This window comes from Microbacterium sp. 77mftsu3.1 (assembly GCF_900100525.1).
Classification (GTDB): domain Bacteria; phylum Actinomycetota; class Actinomycetes; order Actinomycetales; family Microbacteriaceae; genus Microbacterium; species Microbacterium aquilitoris.
In genome coordinates this window covers 838,929-854,477 of record NZ_FNCR01000001.1, presented here as the reverse complement: position 1 = coordinate 854,477, position 15,549 = coordinate 838,929, and the positions used below count along the sequence as shown (strand labels likewise).

The window sequence follows — 15,549 nt, the reverse complement described above, 5'->3', positions numbered from 1 at the left end:
AGAACTTCTCCGAACTTTTTTGTGACGAATCGGGACGCCCGGCCCTCTTATGTACGAGGCCGAAAGCAACGGCCCGCGACGCACCCACGGTGCGTCGGAAGATCGTTCGAGAAAGAGGAGAATCATGGCTACCGAGACCCCCGCGACCACCCCCGCCGTGCCCGGCGCACGCGTCGACCGTTCGCTGCCGAAGGCCGACGAGACCTCGTCGTCCACCGCCGGCACGACCGTCATCTCCGACGGCGTCGTGGCCAAGGTCGCCGGCATCGCCGCTCGTGAGATCCCCGGCGTCCACGCTCTCGGTGGCGGCGGAGCCCGTGCCCTCGGCGCGATCCGCAACGCCATCAACGCCCAGGACCTCGGTCAGGGCGTCAAGGTCGAGGTCGGCGAGACCCAGGCCGCCGTCGACCTGACGATCGTCGTCGAGTACCCGACCCCCGTCCACCAGGTCGCCTCGCAGGTCCGTGACGCCGTCGCCGGCGCCATCACGCGCCTCGTCGGACTCGAGGTCGTCGAGGTCAACGTCACCGTCGACGACGTCCACATCCCGGGCGACGAGGACGAGCAGCACGAGGAGTCGCGCGTCTCATGAGCACCACGCTGATCGGCGCCCTGACCGGCGCCATCCTCGCCGTCGTGGGCCTCGCGTTCGGGTTCTGGGGATTCCTCCTCACCGCCCTGTTCATGGCGATCGGCGCCGTCGTGGGCCGCATCGCCTCGGGCAAGCTCGACGTGCGGGCCGTGACCGACGCCTTCACGGGACGGCGCACCTCCTGATGCGTACCGACACCGACGGAACGGCGGGCGGCGGGTCCTCGCGACCCGCCGCCGCGGCCCCCGGCGTCGCCGGCCGTACCGAGGTCGCCGAGCGTGTGCTCGTCGGCATCGCACGGGCGGTGTCCGCCGATGTCATCGGCGTCCCGCGGGGCGAGATCTCCGTGGGTGTCGCCGACCGACGGGACGGCATGGCTCTGAAGGTATCGAGCCCTCTCCCCGTCCCCGATCTCGATGATCTGGATGCGGTGCGGAGCACCGTCCCCGTCCTCGAGCGCGCCTCGCAGATGCAGGAGCAGCTGCGCGAGCGACTGACCCACCTCCTCGGGCGCGACATCGCCCGAATCGACGTCACCGTGACCGGTGCCCGGACCCCGGAAAGGAAGCGTGTGCGATGACCACCCCTGTGCTGCGTCGCGTTGTGCGCCGCGAGACCCACTCGCCGCGCAGCGTCGCCTTCGCCCTCGTCGTCCTGGTCGCGATCATCCTGGCCCTGTACGTCGCCGTCGAGCTCGTGCTGGCCCTCGCGGCCCAGCCCGCACTTCTGGTGCGCCCTGTGGCGGCGCTGGAGTGGCTGGCCGGACTCCCCGGCAACGCCCCGGTGGCGGCCGGTGTCGCCGGGGGGCTCGTCGTGGCCGCGATCGGGCTGTGGCTCGTGGTCCTGGCCGTCGCGCCGGGCCGTCTGTCCAAGCACGAAGTGGATGCCGGTGGCCGCGTCGCCGTCATCGACAACGGCGTCCTCGCCGCGGCGCTCGCCCAGCGTGTGAGCGACGAGATCGGCGTCGCCCGCGACCGTGTGACGGTCGGGGTCGCCCACCGGAGCGTCGACGTCACCGTCCGTCCCGGAGCCGGCATCCCGGTCGACAAGACCCAGGTCACCTCGCTGGCCGATGCGGAGATCGCCGCGCTGAAGCTGGCGCGCCCTGTTCGCACCCGCGTGCGGATCGCGCGCCCCGACGATGAGGAGAAGGCGGCATGAACGACACCAACCGTGCACTCAACCGCACCGTCCTGATGATCGTCGGCGTGATCCTGCTGATCGGCGGGGGCGCGGCGGCCACGGCGGCGGCCCTCCCGGCCGTCGGCGACGTGTGGACCTCCTCCGGAAAGGCCGCCGTCGACGCACTCCGCGCCGCGGGCGACGCCACCGCGATCCCCGGCACCGCGCTCAGCTGGGCGGTCATCGGTGCGGCGGTCATCGCGATCGTGATCGCGGTCGTCCTCTTCGCCAGTCTCACGACTCTCGTGAGCCGGCGTTCCCGCACCGTCCTCCGCTCGAGCGGCTCGCAGACGCCGCTCGGCCGGGTCACGATCACCGAGGGCTTCGCGGCGGACGCCGTGAAGAATTCCCTCGCCCGTGAGGGCGACGTGGTCGCGGCATCCGTCACTGCGCACACGGTCCGCGACGAGCCCGTGCTCCACGTGAGCATCACGGCCCGTCAGGGAGCCGACCCCCGTCGCGTCGTCGATCACGTCGATCGGCTGATGGACGGCCTGGCAGCCGTGACCGGCGCAGACACCGCCGCCTACATCTCGATCCACGGCGGCCTGCGCAGCAGGTTCGCCTCGGACGCCGCGCGGGTCAGCTGATCCACCGATCGAACCACCGGTCCAGGCACCGGTTTCCCCCCCACCACCGATAGAGAAAGGAGACCCTCATGGGACTCGACGACAAGATCAAGAACGCCGCTCAGGACATCGCCGGCAAGGCGAAGGAAGCGATCGGCAAGGCCACCGACAACGACAAGCTCGTTGCTGAAGGCAAGGCCGACCAGACGAAGGCCGACGCCAAGAAGGCCGGCGAGAACGTGAAGGACGCCTTCAAGAAGGACTGACCTTCACCACTCGCGCTGTTCGGGCGCGCGAGTCGAGCGGGGAGCACACGGGGACTGTGCTCCCCGCTTTCGTGTGCCCGGGTCAGGCGAACAGTTCCGCGCCCACGTACGAGCCAGCCCCCGCGCCGTGGGGCACCGCCCAGATGCCCGACGCGATGTGACGCACGTACTCGTTCATGAGGTCGGTCGACAGGGCGCGTTGGAGCGTCACGAACTGGTCCGGGCTCCGTTGGTACGAGAGGAAGAACAGTCCCGCGTCGAGGCGGCCGAGGTCGGTGTTGCCATCGACGTAGTTGTAGCCGCGCCGCAGGATGCGGATGCCGTTGTTCAGGTCGGGATGGGCGAGGCGCACGTGCGAGGCCCGGTCGATCGCGGGGGCACCGGCGGCATCCGTGGTGCCGAAGTCGGGCGCGGTCGTCTCGACGCCGCCCGAGAGCGGAGCGCCCTGCGCCTTGTCGCGTCCGATGATCCGCTGCTGCTCCGACAGTCGCACGCGGTCCCACGTCTCGATGAGCATCGCGACCTTGCGGGCCACGAGGTACGAGCCGCCGGCGAGCCACGCCGGAGCGTCGTCCTCGGCGACCCACACGTGGTCGGCGAGGGCGCTCGTGTCGTCCGCGAGGATGTTCGCCGTACCGTCCTTGAAGCCGAAGAGGTTCCGCGGCGTCGCCTGCGCGGCGGTCGTCTTCGAGGTCTTTCCGAAGCCGAGCTGAGACCAGCGCAGCCGCGCACGCCCGAAGGCGATCCGGCTGAGGTTGCGGATCGCGTGCACGGCGACCTGCGGATCGTCGGCGCACGCCTGGATGCAGAGGTCGCCCCCCGAGACGGACGGGTCGAGGTCGTCGCCGAGGAACGCGGGCAGTTTCGCGAGGCCCGCCGGGCGCAGCCGGGCGAGCCCGTACCGATCCTCGCCGCTGTCGGTCGAGAACAGGGTCGGGCCCAGGCCGAAGGTGATCGTCAGGCCGGATGCCGGCAGCCCCAGCGCCTCACCGGTGTCGTCCGGCGGCGCCTCGGGCGACCCTCCGACGGCGCCGCTGGCACTCACGTCGAGACCCTGCGTCATCCGTGCCGCCGCGTAGCTCCAGTCCTTCAGGAGCGACTGCAGGTCGTCTCGGCTCGAGCCCGCCATCATGTCGAAGGCAGCGAAGTGCAGGTGGTCCTGCATCGGGGTCGTGATGCCCGCCTGGTGCGTCCCGAAGAAGGGGTGGACGGATGCCGCCCCCTCCTGCTCCGCGCGCTCGCGCCCGACCGCGACGCCGATCGCGGAGCCCGCACCCGCGCCGAGCGCGAGGCCCGCGGCGCCGACCCCGGCGGCGAGACCGAACAGGCCGCGCCTGCTGAGCGACGGGCGGGCGGTCTCTTCTGAGGGCGAGTCCTCGGTGCTCATTGCAGGACGGTGGAGGTCAGGCGGGACAGCGGCTCGGCCAGCGCGTTGATCAGGTCGGTCAGCTCGCGCTTGTCGTCCTCGGTGAGGGTCTTGTAGGCGACGAAGCCCTTCTCGAGCGAGCCGTGGGCGGCGAGGGCGGCGTTCAGGTCGTCGTAGCGCCGCGCGATCTCCGTCGAGAGCGTCTTCCCGTCTGATCCGGCGGCCGACGCGAACTCACGCACGAGCGAGAACGCCATCTTCGAGCCCTCGACGTTCGCGGCGAAGTCCGACAGGTCCGTGCCCGACCACCAGTCCTCCTCGCCGCTGATCTTCCCGGTCGCCACCTCGTCGAGCAGGGCGATCGCGCCGTTGGAGATCCCGGCGATGCCCTGGGCGTCGAGCGCCTTCTGGAACGCGTCGGAGTGGACGTAGTCGTTGAGTTCGCCGACGTCCGCGACCAGCTTGTCGCCGTACGTCGCCCGTTCCTTCGTGGTCGACGGAGACCAGTCCTGCCACGCCGGCGTCTCGCCGTCGGCGTTCAGCGCGTCCTTCTCCGGGACCCACAGGTCCTTCTCGATGCGGTGGAAGCCGGTCCATTCGATGCCTTCGGCCACGGCATCCACTTCGCGGTAGTCGATGCGCGGGTCGAGGTCGCCGAGGGATTCGGCGACCGGCTCGATGCGCTCGTAGAACGCGCGCACCATCGGGAACTGCGCGCGCGCCTCGTCGTCCCGCCCCGACTCGTAGGCGGTCGTGAAGGCGTCGACGGCGGGGACGAGCTGCTCGACCTGGTCCTTGACGAACGCGGCGTAGAGGTCGACGGCCTTCTGCTTCTGCTCGGCGTCGTCGCCGGTGGCGGCGACCGCCCCGCCGGTGACGCTGAAATCAGCGCGCCCGACGCCCTCGCCGACCATGCCCGGCTTGCAGAGCGTCTTGTACTGTCCCGGCTGCGCGACGACGGTCAGGGTCCGCTCGGCGCCGGGTGAGATGTTCTCGACTTCGCCGATGATGCGCAGCCCGTCCTCGGCGAGCAGGTAGAACTCGCTCACCTGGGAGCTCTTGTTCGACACCGCGAAGGTCAGCGTTCCGCTCTTCGCCGTCGCCGTCGAGACGTCGCAGGAGGTATCCGTCGAGGTCACCGTGAGGGCGTCCGTGCTCGTCGCGTCGGTCTTCGCGACGCAGCCCGAGAGGGCGACGGTGCTGACGGCCACGAGGGCGAGGGCGGCATGCGCCGTGGTCAGGCGGGGGCGGGTCATGATGCTCCTTGGGATGCGTGACGGGATGCGGAGGTGCCGGCGGATGCCGCAGGCGCAGGGCGCGGGCGCGGGAACAGGCCTCGGACGAAGAACGTGCCGACGACGGCGAGGTACAGCCCCCAGGCGATCACCTGCAGCCAGGTCATCTCGGGCATGAAGCCGACGGTCGCCTGGAGGAGCGCGGCGATCGCGCTGCCGGGAGGGAGCTGCGCGCTCAGGTCGAAGGCCCAGCCGAACGGGAACCCGGCGACGCCGACGCCGACGCCACCGGTGACGGGGTCGATGGTCGCGGCATCCGAGAAGGGTCCGGGGAGGGCGCCCGCCTCCTGCAGGTCGTGGAAGGCGTAGGCGAGCACACCTGCGGCGACGACGACGAGGAAGCCGCCCGTCCACGCGAAGAACCGGCGGAGGTCGAGACGCACGGCGCCGCGGGCGAGCAGCCATCCGAGGAGGACGGCGACGGCGAGGCCGAGCACGGCGCCGAGCCAGCCCGGGCCTTCCTGGCCGGCGGTCTGCACCATGGACCAGAGGAAGAGCGTCGTCTCGATGCCTTCGCGAGCCACCGACACGAACCCGATCAGGACGATCCCCCAGAAGCCGCCCATCGCGAGTGCGCGATCGATGCCGCTCTCGAGATGGGAGCGCATGGTGCGCGCGGTCCGCTGCATCCAGAAGATCATCCAGGTCACCATGCCGACGGCGAGGAGGGAGAGGAGGCCGCCGAGGAGCTCCTGGGCCTGGAAGGTGAGGGCGTAGGCGCCGAAGGTGAGGACGGCGCCGATGACGAGGACGAGCACTGCCGCGAGTCCCACTCCGGCCCAGAGCTTCGGGAGGACGTCGCGGCGGTCGATCCGGACGAGGTAGGCGACGAGGATGCCGACGACGAGCGCGGCCTCCAGGCCTTCGCGGAGGCCGATGAGGAAGGGAGGGAGGAGCGAGGCGAGCACGGGATCTCTTCGGGTGTTCGGGAGTGAGGCCGGTGCCCGCTGCCCCGTCGCAGCCCGTCCGCGGGACCTGCTGCACGTCGTCGCAGATTAGGTTAGGCGAACCTCACTCGCGAGAGCGTACACCCGCCGCGCGGCGGCGCTCAACACGGCGTTCAGGCGTGTCGATCCAGGAACGCGTAGACCTCGCCGTCGTCGACGCCGGGGAACATCCCGCGCGGAAGGGGCGAGAACATCTGCATGTGCACGCGGGCGCTCGGCCATGCCTTGCCCTTCCACCGTTCGGTGAGATCGGCGTCGGGTCGCCGGCAGCAGGCTTCGTCGGGGCACGTCGAGGCCGCCCGCTTCGGCGTTTCGCGCCCGCGGAACCAGCGAGCGTCGTCGAAGGGCACCCCGACCGTGATCGAGAACTCGCCCTCCGCGGTCGAACCGGTCTGGCTCGAGCACCAGAACGTCCCGCCGGGGGTGTCGGTGTACTGGTAGTGCTCGGTCGTCCGGTTCTGCTCCGCGAACGCGGACCGCGCCGCGAATCTGCGGCAGACCACCTGCCCCTCGACCGATCCCGTCACATCCATCGGCAACGGCAGCCCGTCGTTCTCGTAGACGCGGTTGATCGCGCCCGCCCCGTCGACGCGCAGGAAGTGGAGCGGGATGCCGAGGTGCTGCGTCAGGAGGTTGGTCATCCGCATCGCGGCCGCCTCGTGGGTCACGCCGAATGCGTCGCGGAAGTCCTCGACGGCGAGGTTCCGGTCCTTCTTGGCCTGGGTCAGGAAGGCGACCGACGCGGTCTCGGGCATGAGGCAGCACGCCGCGTAGTAGTTGATCTCCAGGCGCTGCTGCAGGAAGTCGGCGTAGTCGGTCGGCGGGGTGTGCCCGAGCAGACGGTGCGCCATCGCCTGGAGCGCCATCGACCGCAGGCCGTGGCCGCCGGGGATGGATGCCGGGGGCAGGTAGATCCGCCCGTTCTCGAGGTCGGTGACCGATCGCGCGGAGTGCGGGAGGTCGCTCGCGTAGATGAGTTCGAACCCGAGCTGCTCCGCCATGATGCTGACCGTGCGGTGCGTCAGGGCGCCGGTGGAGTGCCCGGCGGCCTTGAGCTTCTTCTCGGCGAGCTTCTCGATGTCGGGCAGGTAGTTGTTCTGCTCCCGCATCCGCAGGCGCAGTTCGGTGTTGGCGCGGCGGGCTTCTTCGGGTGTCGCGATCGATTCGCGTTCGCGCCGCTCGAGTTCGCGGTGGAGGGCGAGGATGCCCTCGATCGTCTCATCCGACATCGTCTTCGTGACCTTCACCGGGGCGACGCCGAGGCGGCGGAACACGGGGCTCCGCTGCGCGCGCTCCAGGTCGAGTTCGAGGGCGGCGCGGCGGTTCGGGGGCTCCGTGGAGAGCAGGTCGGTCACGTCCGTGCCCGTCGCCGTCGCGATCGCCTGCAGGACCGACAGCTTCGGCTCGCGCTTGCCGTTCTCGATGAGGCTGAGCTGGCTCCCGGCGATGCCGACGAGCGCCCCCAGTTCGTCGAGCGTGAAGCCGTGGGCGGTCCGCTGATGCCGGATGCGGTGGCCGAGGGTCGAGAGCTGGAGGGGCGTCGCCATGAACTTGATGCTATCGAAAGAATCGCATTTCTTGACGCAGAGAATTGCGAAAAGAGTGGGTTGTTGGGCGCACAGTGGAGATACCCCACCCCGACCGAGGAGCGCCGAATGGCCATCGCAGACCTGTTCACCCGCCCCACCCGTACCGGCTCGACGCCGATCGTCGCCCGCTCGACGCCGGCGCCCACCGGCATCCGTCCCGCCGTCACCGGAGAGGGCATGGCGGCCCTCCACGCGTGGGTCGACGAGATCGCGGCGCTCACGCAGCCCGCCCGCATCCACTGGGTCGACGGCTCGGCCGCCGAGAACGACGCGCTGCTGCGCCAGCAGGTCGATGAGGGCAAGCTCATCAAGCTCAACCCCGAGTGGCGTCCCGGGTCCTACCTCGCCCGCTCGCACCCGAGCGACGTCGCCCGCACCGAGGGTCGCACCTTCATCGCCTCGGAGCGTGAAGAGGATGCCGGGCCCACCAACAACTGGATCGCGCCCGACGAGATCCGCGCGACCATCACGCCCCTTTTCGAGGGCAGCATGCGCGGCCGGACGATGTACGTCGTGCCCTTCTCGATGGGCGCCGTGGGCGGCCCGCTCTCGCACATCGGCGTTCAGGTGACCGACAGCGCCTACGCGGTCACGTCCATCGGCATCATGACGCGCGTGGGCGCCGAGGTGCTGCAGCAGATCGCCGACGGCAAGCCCTGGGTCAAGACCGTGCACTCGGTGGGCGCGCCGCTCGCTCCCGGACAGCAGGACGAGGCGTGGCCCTGCAACGACGAGAAGTACATCGTCCACTTCCCCGAGACGCTCGAGGTCTGGTCGTTCGGCTCCGGCTACGGCGGTAACGCGATCCTCGCCAAGAAGTGCTTCGCGTTGCGGATCGCCTCGGTGATCGGCCGCGACGAGGGCTGGCTGGCCGAGCACATGCTGCTCATCCGCGTCATCGACCCCGCGGGCAAGGCCTACCACGTCGCCGCAGCGTTCCCTTCGGCCTGCGGCAAGACGAACCTCGCCATGCTCCGCCCGACCATCCCCGGGTGGCGGGTCGAGACGCTCGGCGACGACATCGCCTGGCTGCGTCCGGGTGAGGACGGCCGCCTCTGGGCCATCAACCCCGAAGCCGGCTTCTTCGGCGTCGCGCCGGGGACGGGCGAATCGACGAACGTGACGGCGGTCGACACTCTCTGGGGCAACACGATCTTCACGAACGTCGCGCTCCGTCCCGACGGCGACGTGTGGTGGGAGGGCCTGACCGACGAGGCGCCGGCCGAGCTCACCGACTGGGAGGGCAAGCCCTGGACCCCGGCATCCGGTCGTCCCGCCGCCCACCCGAACTCGCGCTTCACCGTCAGCGCGGGCCAGTGCCCGCAGATCGCCGCGGACTGGGATGCCCCCGAGGGCGTCCCGCTCGACGCGATCCTGTTCGGCGGACGCCGTGCCACCAACGTCCCGCTGGTGGTCGAGGCCACCGACTGGACCCACGGCGTCTTCATGGGCTCGAACATCTCGTCCGAGCGCACCGCCGCCGCCGAGGGGCTCGTCGGCGAACTCCGCCGCGACCCCTTCGCGATGCTGCCCTTCTGCGGCTACAACATGGCGGACTACTTCGGCCACTGGCTGAAGGTCGGTCAGAAGCTGCGCTTCGACCGGGCTCCGCGCATCTTCCAGGTCAACTGGTTCCGCAAGGGCTCGGACGGGCGCTTCCTGTGGCCCGGCTTCGGTGACAACGCCCGCGTCATCGACTGGATCATCCGCCGCATCGACGGGTCGGTCGGCGCCGTGGACAGCCCCGTCGGGCGCCTGCCGAAGACCGACGACCTGAACCTCGCGGGGATCGAGGTGCCGCAGACCGATCTCGACGAGCTGTTCGCGGTGGACCCGGCATCCTGGCTCGCCGAAGCCGACCTCACCGAGGAGTTCTACCGGACGTTCGAGGGCAAGGTCCCGCCGGCCCTCTACGCCGAGCTCGCCGCCTTGCGCTACCGCCTGCAGCGCGCGCAGCAGGAGGCCTGAGCCTCCCGCACCAGGCGTCGACCCGACGAGAACTGCTGTTCCCGGATGCCGGGAGTCGCAGTTCGCGTCGGGTCGCGGTGCGTTCGGGGGAGCCTTCAGACCAGCAGTTGGCGGGCGGCGAGGTCGCGGTAGAGCGGCACGTCGCGCACGAGCTCGTCGTGCGTGCCCTGACCCACAACGCGGCCGTGATCGAGGACGACGATGAGGTCGCTGTCGACGACCGTCGAGAGCCGATGTGCGATGACGACGAGCGTGCGACCCGCGGCGACCGCGTCGATCGCGTCGCGCATCCGCTGCTCGTTCAGGCCGTCGAGGGACGATGTGGATTCGTCGAGCAGCAGGATTGGCGGAGCGGCCAGCAGGGCCCGCGCGATCGCCAGACGCTGACGCTCACCACCGGAGAGCATCACGCCCGCCTCTCCCACCGGTGCTTCCAGGCGCAGGGGCGAGCGCTCGAGCACCTCGGTGAGGTTCACGGCGTCGAGCACGCGTTCGCAGTCCGCGTCGGTCGCGTTCGGGGATGCGAGGCGCAGGTTGTCGGCGATCGTGCCCGCCAGTGTGGGGGCGTCCTGCTCCACGTACCCGAGTCGGGCGCGCAGCGACAGGCGGTCGAGCGCGCGGGCATCGATCCCGTCGATGAGGATCGCGCCGGCGGTCGGGTCGTAGAAGCGCTCGATGAGCGAGAGGGTCGTCGACTTGCCGGCCCCCGACGGGCCGACGAGTGCGACGCGGGCTCCGCGCGGCACCTCGAACGAGACGCCTCGGAGCACGGTCGCCTCGGGTTCGGGCTCCGACTCCTCGGGGAGGGGCGCGCGGGCGTCGGCGAGGGTCTTGATCGCCTCATCCTGCGCGCTCCGGCGGGCGCGGACGACCGCTTCGGGATAGGAGAAGTGCACGTCGCGGAACTCGATGGCGGCCGTCGAGTCGGCGGCCGTCGAGTCGGCGGACGATGAGGCGGCGGATGCGGCGATCGCGGCATCCTCGGCCGTCTCGTCCGGCAGGTCGAGGACCTCCTGGATGCGGCCGAGCGCGCCGAGCGCCTGGTTCACCGAGGTGATCGCGCCGAAGAACGAGGCGAGGGGCTGCACGAGGAAGAAGAGGAACATCACGAAGACGACGAGCTGAGCGATCTCGATGGCGCCGGATGCGACGCGGAACCCGCCCACGCCGAGCACGACGAGGAGCGAGACCTGCAGGGCGATTCCCGCGACGGGGACGACGACCGCCGAGGCCTTCGCGACCTTCACGCCGGCGTCGTAGGCCTCGCTGGCTGTCGACGAGATGGTGTCCTGCTCACGGGCCTCCGCGCCCGAGGCGCGGATCGTGCGGATCGAGCCGATCGCCCGCTCGACGCCGGAGGCGAGCGCGCCCACCTTCTCCTGCTGCTCGAGCGTGGCCCGACGGATGCGGCCGCTCAGCACGACGACGACCGTCGCCGAGGCGCCGATGACGACGACGATCAGCAGCAGCAGGATCGGGTCGATGATGAGCATCGCGATGATCGCGCCGACGAAGATGAGGGCGTTCCCGATCGAGTCCGCGAACCCCTGCGTGAGGACGGCGTAGAGCAGGGTCGTGTCCGTGCCGACCCGCGACACCAGGTCGCCGGTGCGCCGAGCGTCGTACTCCTGCACCGGCAGGTGCAGGAGCTTGGCGATCAGTCGGCGACGGCTCGAGTAGACGACCGCGGTGCCGGTGCGCTGCAGCAGGTAGTGCTGGAATCCGCCGATGAGCGAGGACACGACGACGAGGCCGACGAGGACCCAGACGAGGATGCCGAGGGCCTGGCCCGCCTGCACCCGGCCGATGACGTTCCCGACGAGGAGCGGCTGGATGAGGGTGGCGACCGCTTCGAGCACGCTGAGGACGCCGACCACCACGAGAACACGCTTGTGTTCGAGGAGGAAGGGGACGAGCTGACGGAGGCTGGCGCGGGGGCCGTCGTCCTTCGAGGGGCGGCGCAGACCGCGGCGAGGCGTGGACATCCCTCTATCTTCCTCCGTCCTGACCGTGTCCCCGCCCGTCGATAGTGTGGTCCGGTGCCAGAACCCGTGATCCGCGCCGAGAAGCTCGTGAAGGCCTACAAGAGCAAGAGCAAGCCCGACTTCGTCGCCGTCGACGGACTGTCGTTCGAGGTCGCACCGGGGGAGTCCTTCGGTCTGCTCGGCCCGAACGGCGCCGGTAAATCGACGACGATGAAGATGATCGGCGCCGTGTCGACCCGGACGAGCGGGAACCTGTCGATCCTGGGGCTGGACCCCGACCGGCACGGCCCCGAGATTCGTTCGCGCCTGGGCGTCGTCCCGCAGCAGGACAACCTGGACGGCGAGCTCAACGCGCGCGAGAACCTCTACATCTACGGGCGGTACTTCGGCCTCCCGGGCAAGGTGTGCGCCGAGAAGGCCGATGAGCTGCTGGCGTTCGCCCAGCTCGAGGACAAGGCGAAGAACAAGGTCGACCAGCTCTCCGGCGGGATGAAGCGCCGCCTGACGATCGCTCGCGGGCTCATCAACGACCCGCGCATCCTGCTCCTGGACGAGCCCACGACGGGCCTTGATCCGCAGGCGCGTCACGTGCTCTGGGACCGCCTGTTCCGCCTCAAGGAGCGGGGCACGACGCTCGTCCTCACGACCCACTACATGGACGAGGCCGAACAGCTCTGCGACCGGCTCGTCGTCGTCGACAAGGGGCGCATCATGGCCGAGGGGAGCCCAGCCTCCCTCATCCGCGAATATTCCAGCCGCGAGGTGCTCGAGGTGCGCTTCGGTTCCGACCGCAACGAGCAGGTCGCCGCCCAGCTGCAGGGTATCGGCGACCGCGTCGAGGTGCTGCCGGACCGCATCCTCGTCTATGCCCACGACGGTGAGGCCGCCCTCGAACGGGTCACCTCGTCGGGCCTGCAGCCGATGACGAGCCTCGTCCGTCGGTCCAGCCTGGAGGACGTGTTCCTCCGCCTCACGGGACGGTCGCTCATCGAATGAGCGAGACGACACAGGCAGCGCAGCCGACGCTCGACGAGCTGCGGGCAGAAGCGATGGAGTGGGGGCGCAAGCCCCGTCGATTCGGCAGCTGGTACGTCACGGAGCACATGGTCCGGGCGATGCGCGCCTACGGCTGGACCATCGTGGTCGGAGCGCTCGGGCAGCCGGTTCTGTATCTGCTCGGCTTGGCCGCCGGCCTCGCCGCGCTCATCCGGACGCCGATCGACGACCGCGGCGTGCAGGTCGACTACCTCGTCTTCGTCGCACCCGCGCTCCTCGTCACGGCGGCGATCTCCGTCGCCTCCGAGGAGATGACGTACCCCGTCATGGCCGGGTTCAAGTGGCGACGGTACTTCTTCGGGTTCAACGCGTCCGCCCTGTCGAGCCCGCAGATCGCCAACGGCGTCATCATCGGCGCGGCCGCCCGCATGACGTTCGCGGTCGCGGCGTACTACCTCTTCATCTGGCTCCTCGGTGCCCTCGGCATCGGGTGGACGACGGTGCCGAACCCCGAGACCGGGTGGATCGCGATCCCGGCGGGCATCCTCGCGGGCCTCGCGTTCGGCATCCCGCTCATGGCGTACGCCGGCTCGATCGAAGACGACAGGGGGCAGTTCGCGCTCGTCCAGCGCTTCATCTTCATGCCGATGTTCCTGTTCTCGGGCACGTTCTACCCCCTCGATACGCTGCCCGTCTGGCTGCAGTGGATCGGCTGGATCTCGCCGCTCTGGCACGGCGCCGAGCTCGGTCGCCTGGGCACGTACGGTGCCGCAGTGCCGCCGTTGATGATCGTCGTCCACCTCGCGTATCTCGTCGTGCTCGCAGGAGTGGGGTACCTCTGGGGCCGGAAAGTCTTCATCGAAAGGCTCGCCAAGTGAGCGCCGTCGCCGTCGACACCGCCGCCCGCCGCGGGGGAGTGCGTGCCCTTTGGGCGGGCAACCCCGGCGCCGTCGTGCAGCGCGGGTTCCTCGCCGCGCGCTCGTCGAGCTGGGCGGTCGTGCTCTCCGGGTTCTTCGAACCGGTCTTCTACCTGCTGTCGATGGGGCTCGGCCTCGGCGCGCTCATCGGCACCGTCGAGACCTCGCAGGGCATCGACGTCGATTACAAGGCGTTCATCGCGCCCGCACTGCTCGCCGTCTCGGCGATGAACGGCGCGATCTACGACTCCACGTGGAACGTCTTCTTCAAACTCAACTACGGGAAGCTCTATGAGGGGATGCTGGCCACATCGCTCGGGCCTCTCGACGTCGCCCTCGGCGAGATCCTCTACGCGCTCCTGCGGGGCCTGCTCTACGCGACCGGATTCATGATAGTCATGCAGGTGCTCGGGCTGAACCTCGCCTGGACCGCGATCCTCGCGATTCCGGCAGTACTCCTGATCGCGTTCGGTTTCGCGAGCCTGGGGATGGCGATCACGAGCTACATGAAGACGTTCCAGCACATGGACTGGATCAACTTCGTGCTGCTGCCGATGTTCCTTTTCTCGGCGACGTTCTACCCGATCACGGTGTACCCGGATTGGGTGCAGTCGATCGTCATGGCGCTGCCGCTGTGGCACGGCGTCGAACTCATCCGCGGGCTGACCCTCGGCATCCTGTCGGTCGACATGCTGTGGCACGTTCTGTATTACGTCGTGATGATCGCCGTCGGGCTCGTCTTCACCACGAAGCGGCTGCGCGCGCTGTTCCTCGACTGAGGCTCAGCGGCCGGACTCCATGACCTCGCGCGCCTTGCGGATGCGGCGGGGATTGACCGGATGCGTCGCGAGCACGACCTTGCCTCGGGAGTGCAGCTTCAGCAGGTCGTCGTACGCCTCGGCGACGTCGGCCAGCGGATAGAAGCCCGAGACGAGCACGTTCACGGCGCGCTTCTCGGCGAGATCCACGACTTTCCGAAGCTGATCCGTCCCGTGCGCGACCGCATCGGGCTCGTCCGAGAGCAGGGCGACCTCGCGGTCACGCCGGTCGGCGCTCGAGCGGAACTTGCCTGCCGGGACGCCCAGCGCCTCGGCGATGTCCTGTCCGTCCTGGCCGAAGTTGTCGATGTAGGCGCTCACTCCGTCGGGGGCGAGCGCACGGATGCGGTCGACGATCCCATCGCCGTACTGCACCGGCTTCACGCCGAGCTGTCGCAGATAGTCGAAATTGCGGGCGCCGCACGTTCCGATCACGCGGGCGCCGCGATGCATCGCGATCTGCGCCTCGACGCTGCCGACGCCGCCGGCGGCAGCCGAGATGACGACGGTGTCCCCGGCGCCGACCTTGAGTTCGTCGAGGATGTCGAGGGCCGTCGTCCCGGCCAGGTACAGCCCGCCCGCCGTCTCGAAGGTCACGTTCTTGGGCTTGCGGACCAGGCGGTCGACCGAGATTGTGAGGTGGCTGGCCTGGGCGCCCGAGCGGAGGTGGCCGACGACGTCACTGCCCACGGGGAAGCCGGACGTCTCGGGCCCGACTGCGATGACGGTGCCTGCGAAGCAACTGCCCGAACGGCGCGGGAACTCGTCGTTCCATTCCTTCTCGGCGCCCGAGCGGACGAAACCGTCGATGTGATTGAGGCCCATCGTCATGACCTCGACGGTCACCTCGCCCTGGCGGGGCTCGGCGAGGGGGCGGTCGACGAGATGCAGCACCTCCGGCCCGCCGGTCTGGTCGTACTCGACGACCGATGCCTGGGTGACCTTCTTGATAGCCATGGTCCACTCCCTCGTGTGCCTGTGAGGCCGACGATAGACCCGCCTCGTGCCCGAGGGGAACTCTTGACAGAACGGATGCCGCGGCCCTCCCGATGGGGTGGG

General features: G+C 69.8%; 16 protein-coding genes. 10 read left to right on the top strand and 6 right to left on the bottom strand.

What is annotated here, in order from left to right; all coding sequences use genetic code 11:
* The first annotated feature begins 124 nt into the window (after positions 1–124).
* From BLR68_RS04330 to BLR68_RS04305, 6 genes are all read left to right on the top strand, one after another.
* Positions 125–592, top strand: a complete 468-nt coding sequence (locus BLR68_RS04330; protein ID WP_018188819.1) for an Asp23/Gls24 family envelope stress response protein — start codon at positions 125–127, stop codon at positions 590–592.
* Positions 589–777 carry a DUF2273 domain-containing protein gene (locus BLR68_RS04325; RefSeq protein ID WP_018188818.1) on the top strand — a complete coding sequence of 63 codons (189 nt, stop codon included), beginning with the start codon at positions 589–591 and terminating at the stop codon, positions 775–777. Before BLR68_RS04330 ends, BLR68_RS04325 begins: the two co-directional genes overlap by 4 nt.
* The gene (locus BLR68_RS04320; protein ID WP_018188817.1) at positions 777–1,172 is read left to right on the top strand and encodes a hypothetical protein; all 396 of its coding nucleotides are present in this window, start codon (positions 777–779) and stop codon (positions 1,170–1,172) included. Before BLR68_RS04325 ends, BLR68_RS04320 begins: the two co-directional genes overlap by 1 nt.
* Positions 1,169–1,753, top strand: coding sequence for a DUF6286 domain-containing protein (locus BLR68_RS04315; RefSeq protein ID WP_018188816.1), 585 nt, complete (start codon positions 1,169–1,171; stop codon positions 1,751–1,753). The genes BLR68_RS04320 and BLR68_RS04315 overlap by 4 nt, the downstream gene beginning before the upstream one ends.
* Positions 1,750–2,364 carry a hypothetical protein gene (locus tag BLR68_RS04310; RefSeq protein WP_018188815.1) on the top strand — a complete coding sequence of 205 codons (615 nt, stop codon included), beginning with the start codon at positions 1,750–1,752 and terminating at the stop codon, positions 2,362–2,364. Before BLR68_RS04315 ends, BLR68_RS04310 begins: the two co-directional genes overlap by 4 nt.
* Positions 2,365–2,432: 68 nt before the next feature.
* Positions 2,433–2,609, top strand: coding sequence for a CsbD family protein (locus BLR68_RS04305; protein ID WP_018188814.1), 177 nt, complete (start codon positions 2,433–2,435; stop codon positions 2,607–2,609).
* 82 nt (positions 2,610–2,691) lie between these two features.
* On the opposite strand, the gene efeB is transcribed toward BLR68_RS04305, so the two are convergent.
* The 4 genes from efeB to BLR68_RS04285 all read right to left on the bottom strand — a co-directional run bounded on the left by efeB (position 2,692) and on the right by BLR68_RS04285 (position 7,764).
* Positions 2,692–3,996 (bottom strand): iron uptake transporter deferrochelatase/peroxidase subunit, encoded by a 1,305-nt coding sequence (efeB, locus tag BLR68_RS04300; protein WP_018188813.1) that lies wholly within the window; start codon positions 3,994–3,996, stop codon positions 2,692–2,694.
* On the bottom strand, positions 3,993–5,231 hold the full coding sequence (efeO, locus tag BLR68_RS04295) for an iron uptake system protein EfeO (RefSeq protein WP_018188812.1): 1,239 nt from the start codon (positions 5,229–5,231) through the stop codon (positions 3,993–3,995). The genes efeB and efeO overlap by 4 nt, the downstream gene beginning before the upstream one ends.
* Positions 5,228–6,178, bottom strand: coding sequence for an iron uptake transporter permease EfeU (gene efeU / locus BLR68_RS04290; protein ID WP_018188811.1), 951 nt, complete (start codon positions 6,176–6,178; stop codon positions 5,228–5,230). The genes efeO and efeU overlap by 4 nt, the downstream gene beginning before the upstream one ends.
* 152 nt (positions 6,179–6,330) lie before the next feature.
* Positions 6,331–7,764, bottom strand: coding sequence for a helix-turn-helix transcriptional regulator (locus BLR68_RS04285; RefSeq protein WP_018188810.1), 1,434 nt, complete (start codon positions 7,762–7,764; stop codon positions 6,331–6,333).
* Between the two features lie 108 nt (positions 7,765–7,872).
* Between BLR68_RS04285 and BLR68_RS04280 the strand changes: the two genes are divergently transcribed.
* Entirely contained in the window at positions 7,873–9,774 is a 1,902-nt protein-coding gene (locus BLR68_RS04280; RefSeq protein ID WP_018188809.1) for a phosphoenolpyruvate carboxykinase (GTP), read from the top strand.
* A 95-nt stretch (positions 9,775–9,869) separates the two neighbouring features.
* Here the strand turns inward: BLR68_RS04280 and BLR68_RS04275 are convergent, their stop codons facing one another.
* Positions 9,870–11,759 carry an ABC transporter ATP-binding protein gene (locus BLR68_RS04275; RefSeq protein WP_018188808.1) on the bottom strand — a complete coding sequence of 630 codons (1,890 nt, stop codon included), beginning with the start codon at positions 11,757–11,759 and terminating at the stop codon, positions 9,870–9,872.
* Between the two features lie 54 nt (positions 11,760–11,813).
* Between BLR68_RS04275 and BLR68_RS04270 the strand changes: the two genes are divergently transcribed.
* The 3 genes from BLR68_RS04270 to BLR68_RS04260 are packed head-to-tail and all read left to right on the top strand — an operon-like array spanning position 11,814 to position 14,451.
* The gene (locus tag BLR68_RS04270; protein ID WP_026303054.1) at positions 11,814–12,755 is read left to right on the top strand and encodes an ABC transporter ATP-binding protein; all 942 of its coding nucleotides are present in this window, start codon (positions 11,814–11,816) and stop codon (positions 12,753–12,755) included.
* A complete protein-coding gene (locus tag BLR68_RS04265) occupies positions 12,752–13,633 on the top strand; it encodes an ABC transporter permease (RefSeq protein ID WP_018188806.1) in 882 nt (293 codons plus the stop codon). The genes BLR68_RS04270 and BLR68_RS04265 overlap by 4 nt, the downstream gene beginning before the upstream one ends.
* Positions 13,630–14,451 carry an ABC transporter permease gene (locus BLR68_RS04260; protein ID WP_018188805.1) on the top strand — a complete coding sequence of 274 codons (822 nt, stop codon included), beginning with the start codon at positions 13,630–13,632 and terminating at the stop codon, positions 14,449–14,451. The genes BLR68_RS04265 and BLR68_RS04260 overlap by 4 nt, the downstream gene beginning before the upstream one ends.
* 3 nt (positions 14,452–14,454) lie before the next feature.
* Here BLR68_RS04260 and BLR68_RS04255 read toward each other — a convergent pair whose 3' ends face one another.
* Positions 14,455–15,447, bottom strand: a complete 993-nt coding sequence (locus tag BLR68_RS04255; protein WP_018188804.1) for an NADP-dependent oxidoreductase — start codon at positions 15,445–15,447, stop codon at positions 14,455–14,457.
* Positions 15,448–15,549 lie beyond the last annotated feature (102 nt).

What these genes read in the sequence shown, in the direction of transcription:
- BLR68_RS04315 (WP_018188816.1), top strand. Translation starts at nt 1,169, where the DNA reads ATGACCACCCCTGTGCTGCGTCGCGTTGTGCGCCGCGAGACCCACTCG.
- efeB (WP_018188813.1), bottom strand. Translation starts at nt 3,996, where the DNA reads ATGAGCACCGAGGACTCGCCCTCAGAAGAGACCGCCCGCCCGTCGCTC.
- efeO (WP_018188812.1), bottom strand. Translation starts at nt 5,231, where the DNA reads ATGACCCGCCCCCGCCTGACCACGGCGCATGCCGCCCTCGCCCTCGTG.
- BLR68_RS04280 (WP_018188809.1), top strand. Translation starts at nt 7,873, where the DNA reads ATGGCCATCGCAGACCTGTTCACCCGCCCCACCCGTACCGGCTCGACG.
- BLR68_RS04320 (WP_018188817.1), top strand. Translation starts at nt 777, where the DNA reads ATGCGTACCGACACCGACGGAACGGCGGGCGGCGGGTCCTCGCGACCC.
- BLR68_RS04255 (WP_018188804.1), bottom strand. Translation starts at nt 15,447, where the DNA reads ATGGCTATCAAGAAGGTCACCCAGGCATCGGTCGTCGAGTACGACCAG.
- BLR68_RS04305 (WP_018188814.1), top strand. Translation starts at nt 2,433, where the DNA reads ATGGGACTCGACGACAAGATCAAGAACGCCGCTCAGGACATCGCCGGC.
- BLR68_RS04310 (WP_018188815.1), top strand. Translation starts at nt 1,750, where the DNA reads ATGAACGACACCAACCGTGCACTCAACCGCACCGTCCTGATGATCGTC.
- BLR68_RS04265 (WP_018188806.1), top strand. Translation starts at nt 12,752, where the DNA reads ATGAGCGAGACGACACAGGCAGCGCAGCCGACGCTCGACGAGCTGCGG.
- BLR68_RS04285 (WP_018188810.1), bottom strand. Translation starts at nt 7,764, where the DNA reads ATGGCGACGCCCCTCCAGCTCTCGACCCTCGGCCACCGCATCCGGCAT.
- BLR68_RS04275 (WP_018188808.1), bottom strand. Translation starts at nt 11,759, where the DNA reads ATGTCCACGCCTCGCCGCGGTCTGCGCCGCCCCTCGAAGGACGACGGC.
- BLR68_RS04325 (WP_018188818.1), top strand. Translation starts at nt 589, where the DNA reads ATGAGCACCACGCTGATCGGCGCCCTGACCGGCGCCATCCTCGCCGTC.
- BLR68_RS04330 (WP_018188819.1), top strand. Translation starts at nt 125, where the DNA reads ATGGCTACCGAGACCCCCGCGACCACCCCCGCCGTGCCCGGCGCACGC.